This is a genomic window from Pedobacter sp. (assembly GCF_035317785.1).
In the GTDB taxonomy this organism is placed as follows: Bacteria; Bacteroidota; Bacteroidia; order Sphingobacteriales; family Sphingobacteriaceae; genus Pedobacter.
The window spans coordinates 1-12,368 of sequence record NZ_DATHGC010000396.1 but is presented as its reverse complement, the minus strand read 5'-3'; the positions used below and the strand labels follow the sequence as shown (position 1 = coordinate 12,368).

11 protein-coding genes and 1 pseudogene are annotated in these 12,368 nt (G+C 42.6%); 6 read left to right on the top strand and 6 right to left on the bottom strand.

Annotated features, from left to right (window positions below; genetic code table 11):
- The 4 genes from VK541_RS25095 to VK541_RS25080 form a co-directional block, all read left to right on the top strand.
- Positions 1-1,953, top strand: a 1,953-nt coding sequence (locus VK541_RS25095) for an alpha-L-rhamnosidase C-terminal domain-containing protein (protein ID WP_324373388.1), incomplete at its 5' end; no start/stop codon positions are given.
- Positions 1,954-2,276: 323 nt separating this feature from the next.
- Positions 2,277-3,146: an SMP-30/gluconolactonase/LRE family protein gene (locus tag VK541_RS25090; RefSeq protein WP_324373386.1), complete on the top strand. Its 870-nt coding sequence runs from the start codon at positions 2,277-2,279 to the stop codon at positions 3,144-3,146.
- A 9-nt stretch (positions 3,147-3,155) separates the two neighbouring features.
- Complete coding sequence (locus VK541_RS25085; RefSeq protein ID WP_324373385.1) at positions 3,156-4,865, top strand: IlvD/Edd family dehydratase; 1,710 nt, start codon at positions 3,156-3,158, stop codon at positions 4,863-4,865.
- A gap of 38 nt (positions 4,866-4,903) precedes the next feature.
- Positions 4,904-5,677, top strand: a complete 774-nt coding sequence (locus VK541_RS25080) for an SDR family NAD(P)-dependent oxidoreductase (RefSeq protein WP_324373384.1) — start codon at positions 4,904-4,906, stop codon at positions 5,675-5,677.
- Here the strand turns inward: VK541_RS25080 and VK541_RS25075 are convergent.
- Both VK541_RS25075 and VK541_RS25070 read right to left on the bottom strand, forming a co-directional pair.
- Positions 5,674-5,889: a hypothetical protein gene (locus VK541_RS25075; RefSeq protein WP_324373382.1), complete on the bottom strand. Its 216-nt coding sequence runs from the start codon at positions 5,887-5,889 to the stop codon at positions 5,674-5,676. The two genes, VK541_RS25080 and VK541_RS25075, sit on opposite strands and share 4 nt — an antisense overlap.
- A gap of 137 nt (positions 5,890-6,026) precedes the next feature.
- On the bottom strand, positions 6,027-6,506 hold the full coding sequence (locus tag VK541_RS25070; protein WP_324373381.1) for an FKBP-type peptidyl-prolyl cis-trans isomerase: 480 nt from the start codon (positions 6,504-6,506) through the stop codon (positions 6,027-6,029).
- A gap of 34 nt (positions 6,507-6,540) precedes the next feature.
- Here VK541_RS25070 and purU point away from each other — a divergent pair, with 34 nt between their 5' ends.
- Positions 6,541-7,365 carry a formyltetrahydrofolate deformylase gene (purU, locus tag VK541_RS25065; protein ID WP_324373380.1) on the top strand — a complete coding sequence of 275 codons (825 nt, stop codon included), beginning with the start codon at positions 6,541-6,543 and terminating at the stop codon, positions 7,363-7,365.
- On the opposite strand, the gene VK541_RS25060 is transcribed toward purU, so the two are convergent.
- The 4 genes and pseudogenes from VK541_RS25060 to VK541_RS25045 form a co-directional block, all read right to left on the bottom strand.
- Complete coding sequence (locus VK541_RS25060) at positions 7,366-7,989, bottom strand: GIN domain-containing protein (protein WP_324373379.1); 624 nt, start codon at positions 7,987-7,989, stop codon at positions 7,366-7,368. It abuts the gene before it with no gap.
- 223 nt (positions 7,990-8,212) lie between these two features.
- Positions 8,213-10,359 (bottom strand): annotated as a pseudogene (locus tag VK541_RS25055) (peptidase domain-containing ABC transporter).
- Positions 10,356-11,537, bottom strand: a complete 1,182-nt coding sequence (locus VK541_RS25050) for an HlyD family secretion protein (protein WP_324373377.1) — start codon at positions 11,535-11,537, stop codon at positions 10,356-10,358. Before VK541_RS25050 ends, VK541_RS25055 begins: the two are co-directional and overlap by 4 nt.
- A gap of 97 nt (positions 11,538-11,634) precedes the next feature.
- Positions 11,635-11,844 (bottom strand): hypothetical protein, encoded by a 210-nt coding sequence (locus VK541_RS25045; protein WP_324373375.1) that lies wholly within the window; start codon positions 11,842-11,844, stop codon positions 11,635-11,637.
- Positions 11,845-12,151: 307 nt separating this feature from the next.
- Between VK541_RS25045 and VK541_RS25040 the strand changes: the two genes are divergently transcribed.
- On the top strand, positions 12,152-12,368 hold a 217-nt coding region (locus VK541_RS25040), incomplete at its 3' end, for a hypothetical protein (protein WP_324373373.1).

Sequence of the window (12,368 nt, the reverse complement as noted above, 5' to 3'; positions counted from 1 at the left end):
GCAGTGGCCGGTAAAGGGACAATATGGGACAGCAAACGTGTTCAAAGCAAGAAATCAGTAGCAGTCCCTTTTGCGGGCAATGACCTGCTGCCTTCCAGAATCTATTTCTGGCGGGTAAAGACCTTTACAAATACAGGGGGCGAAAGTGAATGGTCAGATATTAAGGCTTTCCGGACTGGAGCAGATTTGTCTGGCTATAAATCATCTTTTGAACCATTGGTGAAAACAATGCAGACTCCTGAGAAGGCTTCTATGCATATGAATGATGTGCAGCTGTTTGATTTTGCTAAAGATGCATTCGGACAGCTGCAGATACGTTTGACTTCTGATACGGGACTTGATACCGTGCAAATAAGTCTGGGTGAGGCTATTAAAGACGGATTGCTTGACCCTAAACCCGGTGGTACTATCCGCTATCGCGGAATCAGCCTGCCGCTCAGGAAAGGTAAGCACACCTACCGCATCAAAATAGAGCCTGACAAGCGGAACACAGGGCCTGCAGCTATTAAAATGCCGGAATATATTGGAGAAGTACTGCCTTTCAGGTATGCGCAACTGGAAGGGTATAAGAAAACATTGACAGCCAGTCAAGACGTGATCAGGGAAATGGTACATTATCCTTTTGATGATGCGGCGGCCTCATTTACGTCCTCCAATGACACACTTAACAAGATCTGGGAGTTGTGTAAATATTCTATGAAGGCCACATCTTTTACGGGGATCTATGTGGATGGCGACAGAGAACGCATTCCATATGAAGCCGACGCACTGATCAACCAGTTGGGTCATTATGGTGTGGACAGGGAATATTCAATGGCACGACGGTCAGCGGAATACCTTTTACAGCATCCAACCTGGCCTACAGAATGGATACTACAGGCACTGATCATTTCCTGGAACGACTACTTGTATACCGGTGACGTACGTTCACTGATGACCAATTATGAGATACTGAAAAACAGGACTTTGATGGCGTTAAAGGAGAAAAACAAGTTGATATCAACCACTACCGGGTTACAAACGCAAGAGTTTGGGGCCTCTATAAACTTTAAGGATAAGATTAAGGACATCGTAGACTGGCCGGTAAGTGAAACAGACGGTTTTGTATTTAATAAATATAATGCGGTGACCAATGCCTTTCACTACCGGGCGCTGGTGCTGATGGAAAAGATCGCCGCTGTAACGGGAAATAAGGCAGATGTTGGAAAGTATGCTGCAGCGCACAAAGAGATCAAGGAAGTGTTTAACAAATATTTCCTGAATAAGGAACTGGGTGTGTATAAAGATGGTGATATCACAAGCCATGCTTCGTTGCATTCCAATATGTTTGCGCTGAATTTTGCACTGGTGCCGGAACAGTATATATCATCCGTGCTGAAATTTATCCGATCAAGGGGAATGGCATGCAGCGTCTACGGATCTCAGTTCCTAATGGATGCGCTATATGATGGAGGTGATGCAGGGCATGCGCTGGCGTTACTTACTGCTACAGCCGACAGAAGCTGGTATAACATGATCAAAGCAGGATCTACGATCACACTCGAGGCATGGGACAACAAGTTCAAACCTAACCAGGACTGGAACCATGCCTGGGGAGCTGCACCGGCCAATATTATTCCGCGCAGGCTGATGGGGGTGGAGCCGCTTAAAGCGGGATTTGAACTGATAGCGATCCGGCCGCAGACCGCAGACCTTCTTTTCGCCGAATCTTTGATCCCAACAATACGCGGAGATGTCCGGATTAAAGTTCAAAATGAAGATAAATACCTGCTTACTTTCACATTGCCTGCTAATATGGAAGCGGAAGTTTATCTGCCGCTGACCCCTGGAAAAAATAAGGTATTGCATAACGGAAAGCCAATAACTGTGAAGGCCCTGAAAAGACAATCTTCTGTTTATGCGGGCCGGGTGCCGTCAGGAGTTCATGTATTTGAAATTTCAAAATCCAAATAGATCAGCACTATGCCAGAAATACTTTTACTATGCGTATTGTTAATACCTCAGATCGTGGCGGGAATCCTTGCTAAAAGTATAGGGCGAAAGTTTTGGTTCTGGTTCTTTATCTCATTTTTAATTCCCATCATTTCACTGATCATCCTTCTTTTCCTTGATGACAAAAACGAGAAAAAAGAATATGATTTAGCAGAACATGTACGCAATAAGGATTAGGGTTCAAAATAATTTACTATTTTTACTAACGTGTCTAACTTGTATCTACAAGTTGGCCGCCGGTTTTACCAGATATATTCAGTAAATACATCCAGAGCGAGATCCTTATGGCCGAAGTTTTATGCAGATCGAATTGTGAATTAGGGGAATCCCCTGTATGGCACGCTGAAAGAAGGACCTGTTTTTGGGTAGATATTGAGGCCAAAACTATCTTTGAATACAATTGGGGCAAAAAATCTGTACTGCAATATCAGCTCGACCATCGGATTTCAGTGATCATACCGGCTGAAAAGAATAAATTGGTGTTGGGTTTACAAGGCGGCGCAGCCAAATTTGACTTGCTGACAAAGCAACTGACCTGGTTGCCATCTCCTGATGTAAACTGGAACGATTTCAGGTGTAACGATGGAGGCGCCGACGTCTATGGCAGGCTATGGATCAGCACAATGGAACTCAGCCATCAAAAGAATTCAGGCGCTATCTATTGCATAACCAATACGGGATTAATAACGAAAGAGATCAGCGACATTTCTATTCCAAATGGCATCGTCTTTTCTGCAGATCATAAAAGAATGTATTATACCGATAGCGCAAGGGCTGAAATTTATGCTTATTTATACGATGCAGAAACGGCTGGTATTGAGTTCGAGAAGATTGCTGTTAAAATCCCCGCTGACCTGGGCTTACCGGATGGCATGGCTATAGATGAAGAAGGTATGCTTTGGGTTGCGTTCTGGGGTGGCTTCGGAGTTGGAAGATTTGACCTGCAGACGGGGCAAATGATAGATTTTATCGATATTTCTGCACCACATGTCACCGCCTGCTGTTTTGCCGGACCTGAGCTCGATCACATGATCATTACCACAGCACGGTCAGGCCTGTCGGAAGAGGAATTAAAGACTTACCCTGAAAGCGGGAATGTATTTATTGTCAAAACAAACGTTAAAGGAATCAGCATTCATTATGCTGATCTATAAGAAGATATCATGGAAAAAAAACTAAGAAGTCAGCAATGGTTCGGGAAAAAAGGCAAAGATGGATTTATCTACAGAGCCTGGATGAAGAACCAGGGAATTCCGGACGATGAGTTTCGGGGAAAACCGGTAATAGGTATTTGCAATACCTGGTCTGAGCTAACTCCCTGTAATGCACATTTCAGAGAACTGGCTGAATCTGTTAAAAGAGGAATATTACAGGCGGGCGGGCTTCCTGTAGAGTTTCCTGTGATGTCTTTAGGGGAAACCCTGATTAAACCTACAGCAATGTTATACAGGAACCTGGTCAGTATGGATGTGGAAGAATCCATAAGGGCCAATCCTATTGACGGAGTAGTCTTAATGTGCGGATGCGATAAAACCACACCCTCATTGGTGATGGGTGCCTGCAGCGTAAATATACCCACAATCGTAGTGTCCGGAGGTGCCATGCTAACCGGAAAATATGAAGGCAGGGATATTGGTACCAGTGACATTTGGAGGTTTTCTGAAAATGTACGTTCCGGTATTATGACAGAAGAAGAACTCAACCTAGCAGAAGCAGGGATGTGCCGGAGCCGTGGTCATTGTGCAGTAATGGGCACCGCATCGTCGATGGCGTGTATGGTAGAGTCGCTTGGGCTTTCGTTGCCTGAAAATGCTGCTATTCCCGCTGCCGATTCCAATAGAAAGGTGTTTGCCCAATTTTCAGGCAGAAGGATAGTTGAGATGGTAAAAGAGGACCTCAAGCCTTCTGATATCCTAATACGGGAAGCCTTCGAAAATGCGATAAAAGTAAATGCCATAATTGGAGGATCAACCAATTTCGTGATCCATTTGCTGGCAATAGCAGGCAGGGTGGGTGTAGATCTCCATATCGATGATTTTGACCGTTATTCTAACAACCTGCCATTATTGGCCAATCTTCAGCCTTCAGGTGAATATTTTATGGAGGATCTGTATTATTCAGGAGGTTTGCCTGCAGTTATGAAAGAGATCGAAGCCCAGCTCAATACAGGCTGCATTACTGTAAACGGGAGGACCATTGGTGAGAATCTTAAAAAAGCAAAAACCCTGAACAGAAAAGTAATTGCCACACTTGAAGAACCGTTTAAACTTGATTCCGGAGTTGCTGTGCTAAAAGGGAACCTTTGCGAAGGGGGAATTATAAAACCATCAGCTGCAGATCCAAGGTTAATGCAGCATACCGGCAGGGCAGTAGTATTTGAAAATATTGAGGATTATAAAACACGTATAGATGACCCTGAACTGGATATTGATGAAAATAGCGTAATGGTCCTTAAAAATGTAGGACCCAAAGGCTATCCGGGAATGCCTGAAGTAGGAAATATGGGCCTCCCTAAAAAACTGCTGGATAAAGGAGTGACAGATATGATCAGGATATCTGACGGAAGGATGAGCGGTACAGGTTTTGGGACTGTAGTACTCCACATTTCCCCTGAGGCTGCTGAAAATGGGACCATTGCATTGGTAAAAGACGGTGATCTGATTGCCCTGGATGTCCCAAACAGAACCCTAAACTTGCTGGTAGATGATGAAGAACTGAGCAAAAGAAGGTCTGCGTTGGTAAAGCAGCCGGAGGTATTCAAAAGGGGCTATGCAAAATTATATGTTCAGCATGTAGAACAGGCAAATCTCGGTGCTGATTTTGACTTTCTAAAAGGAGGTTCAGGGAGCGAAGTGCTGAGGGACTCACATTAACAGGAATTTTTCAAATTTAAAGTAAGGAATAATATAATATGTCTTCAACACAGTTTAACAATAAGACAGCGATAGTCACCGGTGCCGGACAAGGCATCGGCTTTGAGATCTGCCGGCAACTGGCCGCGGCAGGGGCAACGGTCATTTTAAATGATATTGATGAGGCTTTAGCAAATGAAGCTGCTTCAAAGATCAGGTCAGAAAATGGAAGATGTATCGCCTGTCCGGGAAATTCGAGCGATAAGAACTTTATAGACAGCATGATCAGGCTCGCTGTTGATACAACCGGGCAACTGGATATCGCTATCGCGAATTCCGGCATTACTTTATTTGGTGATTTCTTAACTTATCCGGAAGAATCATTAACAAAGGTTTTAAATGTAAACATTGCCGGTACTTTTCTTTTGGCTCAGGCGGCTGTGAACCAAATGAAAAAGCAGGGTCACGGCGGTTCTCTTTTGTTCACTTCGTCGGTAACAGGACACCAGGCTCATAAAGATCTGGCTGCTTATGGCATGTCTAAAGCAGCAATTGAGATGCTGGCAAAAAACCTTGTACTGGAAATCTCTCCTTATAAGATCAGTGTAAATACAATCGCGCCTGGAGCTACGCTGACGGAAAGGACGCTGGATGATCCAAATTATATGTCGGTATGGTCAAGAATTACCCCGATGGGCCGGCCGGCTTATACGACCGATATTGCCAGTGCAGCTTTATTTCTTGTTTCGGAACAGGCGAGGCACATTACCGGGCAAAGTCTGATTATTGATGGGGGCTGGACAGTGATCAGTCCTTCTCCTGAAGAGAATTAGATTGCAGAATAAGAGGTTATTTCTTCACAAAAAAAGCCTCTCTCATGTAAAAGGTGACGTACTACATCCACGCAAGGCACTGATGACATTACCCTGAGCAGCTTGTCTTCAAATACGAACAGCCAGTTCTTTTCTCCGAATAAAATATTAAATACAGGTTCGATAGCGGTCAAATCCTGCTTGTCCTTTAATGAAGTTTTAAAAATTGCCATATTCATTATTTCTATCTGTAACACTTAAATATTATAAGGTAAAGATGGAAGATAAAAACGGCTAAATAAATGCCTTTAAGGCCGGGCTATTGAAACCATCGGTGAACGGCGATAAAAGTCCGGTAAAATAACCGGGTTTATGGCTGCGTGATGTTTTTTATGGTAACCGTAAAATCAAGTATAGAGTTTGCCGGAATCCTGTCATTCGCAAAATTTTTATACGCATAAAATGACGGTGTAATAAAGCGGATCGTTCCGCCTTTCTGGATTTCAGGAACAGCAAATTGCCAGGCTTGAATTACGCCCTCTAATGAGAAATCTATATTGGTTCCGGAATCGAATACCGTTCCATCTAAAAAACGGCCTTCATAATCAGCATTAACTATAGTGAACCTATCAAAGGTCGCATTACCTGTGCCTGGTTCAATGATCTGATAAAAGATCCCGTATTTCTCACTCTTAAGTACATTTAAGCCTTTTGCCTTCACAAAACTTCTAATGGCAGCGGTATCAATTTGGAATTGTGCCACGTCATCAAAAGGTTTTTCGTTCTTTTTGCAGGCTGCAAAGCATCCCGCGATGCAAACCAATAATAAAAGGTATTTTATTTTAATCATGATAAACAAAGATATACTTTTTTTATTTTAGAGCATGATAGTAATAATACAATGTAAAGATCAGATCGGATTGGTGGCGGATATTTCCAGGTTACTTGCTGAAGCAGGGCTCAATATTGTCTCCATGAGGGAATATGTCGCTAAAGCTGAAAACAGATTTTTTATGCGATTGGAGGTTGACGGAAACGGAGATGAACATACACTTACAAACAAATTGACCGCCATTCTTCCGGCAGGTGCGGAAGTACACGTGAACCCTGTGCCCGATAAACGGATAGTCGTCATGGTCACCAAAGAATACCATTGCCTGGCTGATATACTGATCCGTAATAATTTTGGGACGCTCGGTGCCTCGGTAAGCTGCGTAATTGGCAATCATCCGGTGCTCCAAAAGATCTGCGAACGTTTTGAAATTCCCTTTCACCTGGTGTCTTATGAGGATGTATTAAAGGGTTCTGAGCAGGAGATCATCAAACTCATTGACAGCTATATACCCGATTACATTGTTCTTGCCAAATTTATGCGTATTCTTTCCCACGGATTTGTAACACATTTCCCAAACAGGATTATCAATATTCATCATTCTTTTCTTCCGGCTTTTGCCGGAGCAAACCCTTATAAGCAAGCTTTTGAAAGAGGAGTGAAGCTAATAGGCGCGACGGCCCATTTCGTAACAGATGATCTGGATGAAGGGCCTATTATTGCCCAGCAGATCATCCCGGTAAACCATTCTTTTACAGCATCAGACATGGTCAGGTCGGGAAAGGAGATCGAAACAGCCGTATTGGCAAAAGCCCTGAGGCTTGTGCTGGGCGACAGGGTCTTTGTTTACGGAAATAAAACGGTGGTTTTTGAATAGTTATCTTGCTTTCGCAACTATTGCCCTGTTTAAGCTTATGGCTGCAATGGATTCATTAGTCAAACGTTCTGCCTTGTTGCACACAAAGTGATCCAGATCTGCTTTTGCATTTCGACTGGCTATAAATGTATGGTCGTCAGTTGAACCACTAAGTTTCAGTTCTGCGGCGTCACTGATGTTGGTGTACAGACTGCCTGTTTTGGCATTGATGCTGGCGGATGAACTGTAGCTCATGAAGATCTGAAGATATTTAAGATCAAATTTACCTTTAGTTTCGACTGAAGAGATGCCCGACACATCAATTCTCTGAAGATCTTTTACAGAAACTGTTATGGTAACCGGGTTGATCTCGATGGAATGGATCATGAGCTTGTATCCGTTTTTCTTAATGGTTGTTTTTGAAGCATCAAAACTATCGTCAACTTTAATGGCTTCTTTTGTTCCCTGAACCAGGATCACTTTAACGTTTCCGGATACAATTATCTTGTTGAAAGTAACTGCGGAAGCAGCGTCTTTTGAAATTTCTGTTTTAGGGCTTGTATGAGCAAAGGTAGCCATTGCTGATGTTCCTAAAATAACTGTAGCTAATGCTGTTGCGAATAATGTTTGAGTTAGAGTTTTCATAATTTCTATTTTTTTGCGGTGAAGCTTATTTAACAAGGTTCAACTTTGTGAATTTTTTAATTTTCTTTAATTCTTTGTTAATAAGATGCCCTTACAGAAAAAATGTTGCAGGAGATTTCGGTGTATTATACCAGATTGAGGTAACGCACGACCAACGGTTCATAAAAATCGACGAACGCTGAGTACGGATTTGAAAGGGGGTCAACGTGGTTCGGGTAGAATACTACAACGATTGAAATTTCCACAGACCGGCATATGCCGATCCTGAATTGAGCAGCAGCTCGTCATGGCTTCCCTGCTCAATAACTTTACCCTTATCCAGTACAATAATTTGATCCGCATTGTTTAAGGTGCTCAGGCGGTGGGCGATGACGATAACCGTTTTATGATCAGCCTTCAAAAGATCAATCATTTTTTGTACATAAAGCTCCGATGCTGAGTCAAGCGAGGAGGTTGCTTCATCCAGAATAAGAATTTCCGGGTTACGGTATACTGCCCTGGCAATTGCAATCCGCTGTCTTTGCCCGCCGGATAGCGTGGTTCCGTTTTCACCAAGATAAGTTTGAAAACCCTGGGGGAGGGTTTCTATAAAGTCTATGATCCCCAATTGGGTAGAGATGTCAATAATTCTCTGCATGTCCGGCTCATAGTCCCCAAGGGCAATATTGTCGATCACATTGCCTGCAAAAAGATCGATCTGCTGTGGCACAACCGACACCGATTGGCGAAGAGAAGTGTACTGATGTATTTCAGGTCATATTTCCCAATACTTACATTCCCTTGTTGTATAGGATATATGTTTTGAAGGATCGACATGAGTGTTGATTTACCTGATCCGCTTTCACCAACTATTGCGGTGAATTTCCCTTTTGGAATGGTTAGGTTCAGGTTTTCAAACACATTGACCCTCGTTCCATACCGGAAAGAAACGTTTTCAAAACGGATGTCACCTATTTTATCCGGTGACAGTTCAATTTGGTTTTCATCCTTCTCACGCTCCAGGTCCATGATTTCAAAAAGCCTGTCAGCTGCGATCACAGCATCCTGTACAGTTTTGTTCATGCCGATTAACGAGGAAACCGGCCCGGTGAAATAGCCAATGAGTGTATAGAACGACAGCAGTTCCCCGGGTGTGATCTTACTGTCCAATACATATCCTGCACCCACCCAAAGCAATATAATGGTCAGCAAACGGGAAATTAACTCAGAAGATGTCCCTGCAAACAGCGAATTCATATTTGATTTGAACCCGGTTTGCAGCAATTTTATAAAACGTGTTTCAGTTTTCTCATTGGCATAACCTTCCAGTCCAAAACGTTTTATAGTACCTACTGAATTCAGGCTTTCGACCAACTGAGATTCAAGTTCTGCAGAATCTTCCATTAGTTTTCTCTGTTCCCTCTTGTTCAGTTTGTTGGTAATAAAGTAGATGAGCAAATACAAGGGAATAACCGTGAGCATGATCAGCGCCAGTTTCCAGTAATACGTGAACATCATGACAAACGAAAAGAACACAATGAAAATATTGACCAGGAAGTTGATGCTGACGTCATTTAAAAATGCCCTGATCTTCACAGCATCGTTGATGCGTGAAATGATTTCACCTACCCGCATCGTATCAAAGAATTGCTGTGGCAGCTTTAACAGGTGTTTATAATAACCCAGTATGAGTCTGGCATCGATCATCTGACCGGTCTTTAATGTAAATATGGTTTTTGCGGTACCAATGAACAGCTGCAATACCAGGATGATGATCATCGCAATACTCATCAGGTTCAGAAGGTTGTTATTGCCGTCTACTAATACAAAATCGACCAGTTTTTGCACGAATACAGAGGTAGACAGACCCAGAATGGTATAAACAATAGCCCCAAAAAGCGCTTGTATCAATATACTTTTATGAGGTCTGATCAGGTTCCAGAAACGCCCCTGTACAGAGATCTTCTCATTTCCGGTTTGAAATTCCTCTGCGGGCAGCAGCAAAACAAGGGCCCCGGTCCATTCCTTCTTAAACTGTTCATGGCTTTTGCGGTGCAGCTGTCCGTCAATAGGATCCATGACTTCAACATACTTTCCGGTAACCTTATAGATTACAACGTAATGCTGGAGGATATTTTCCACTATAAGGTGCGCAACCGCAGGCTTGGGGATTTTGAATAAGCTTTCAAATGTTCCTTTTACTCCCTTAGCTTCAAAACCCAATTTTTGGGCAGCTTCGACCATACCCAAAACATTTGTTCCTTTTTTATCAGTGCCAGCAAGTTGCCTGATTCTTGCAACAGGCAGGTCTAACTTATAATAAGACGCTATTGACGCAATACAAGCTGCCCCGCAATCGGTAATGTCATGTTGTTTTACCTTAATGCTCATTGCCCTGCTCTTATATCTTCAACATTCGGATTTACCCAATCGTCTACCTTATCGTAAAGCAACTGGTATAAACTCCTTTCAGTCACGGTAAAACGGGCAGTAAAGTTCATTCCTTTTTTCAGGAAGCCCTTATATCCGTTTTTCAGCACCAGGTAATTTTGATCCAGGCTGCATTTTACCTTGAATACAGGCTGGCCATTATTTATAATAATGATATCATCAGAGATGTCAATTACTTTTCCAGTCGCCAGTCCCCACTGGTTGTAATTGAATGCATCTATTTGAAAGCGGACTTCCTGTCCGGGTTTGATCAGACCAATATCAGCTGGTTTAATGTAGGAGAAAGCTGTTAAACTTACATTAGGCGATATTTCGCCTATCTTTTGATTCGCGAATACATACGCGCCTTTTTGCAATCCCGCGAGATTTTGAACAGAACCGTCTATTGGCGCCCGAAGTATGTATTGTTTTTTTTGTTCATTGAGTTCCACCTGCTGTCCGGATAATTCGCGCAATTCGTTGCGAAGTGCATTGGCTTCAGTTTGCCACTGGGTGCGGTATTTTGTACTTACCATCAAAAAAGCAGATTCTGTCTGCTCCGCTTCAAATTTATATTTTTCATATTCAGATTCGGTAAGCACTTTGCTCTGATAAAGCTTGTTGTACCGGTTAAATGTAGTTTCTGCTTGTTTTTTAGCGATCCGCGCGTTCTCCAGCTCCTGGACGAACTGCTGCCATGATGCGTTATACTGCCCGGTTTGCAGGCTTGGGTAGCTGTAGCCGTTTCTGTCGATGTACTTTAGAGACTGACTAATGTCTTCGAGGAACTGCCGGATCTGTCCCTGACGGTTTTGGACCAGATTGCCTTGCTGTTTAGGCAAAGCACCGTCTATAACCAACAGGGTATCGCCCTGCTTTAATTTCTTATTATCGGTAAGCTTATACTGTATGAGCCTGCCGTTTACAGGAATTGTCAGCTCTGTTTTCTCAACAGAAGACTGGAGTAATCCTGAACTCTTAACACTGATAGGGGTTTTAATAAACGGAAGTGCAGCTAGTGTCGCCAGTATCGCCAATACCGTAATCTGATAAATGATTTTGGTCGACCTGCCGATCTGCGACCGGTAGACAATAGCTGTACTTGAAATCGTATCTTCAGAATAGGTGGATAGGGCCATACAGTTAAATAATAAAGCACCCATTAGTCCGGAATTCCGGACTAATGGGTGCTCTTAATTTCTTCTTACAAGCCCCAAACAAATCTAAAAACATTTGCTAATGTTTGCTTAGGAAAGCTGAAGCATCATTTGAAAGTGTGTTTACAGTTAATGCAACGGAGCCTAAAAGGCCTGTTAACGCACCACCAAGTAAACCACCACCTTCAATTTTTGTCATTTCGGCTGTGTTCATTTCCTGAACACCAAGATTTTTTAAATCTAGATTTTTCATAACAGGGATTATTATTATCATTTTTTCCTTACTCATTACAGGCTTTTCAGGACACGCCTCTGTTTTGGCCAAACATTGAAACGAATGTAAGCCAATATCTGTAAATATCAATGGTGCTTAAACCCGTCCAATACCTGATTTTATTGGCTCAGTCGGTCTTAGATGCGTTTATCAACCCTATAAGCTTTGTAAATAGCCCCAGAGCCACAGGTTTTAATGACGTATTCATTTTATTCATTTTTATACTTCTTAAAAGCAGGACATAAACATTTATGTGTTTTTATTTCGTTGATGAGATGATAGTTATTGTTATTCTCAATATCTTGTACTAAATCAAATAGTTATGAACGGAAGAGCATTTATGGGTAACACCTGTTTAATTACAGTAGCTGTTACCCTGTTACTATCGATAAGGGTATGTGCCCAAAACATTGCACAAAAGAACATCGGTGACCTGCACGTAATTCCTGTAGGACTTGATGCGTACAGAATGTGGGAGAAATGGCCTATGCAACGAATAGGTGCCCGTACTTATATGAGGAGCACTTATGACCGGGAGG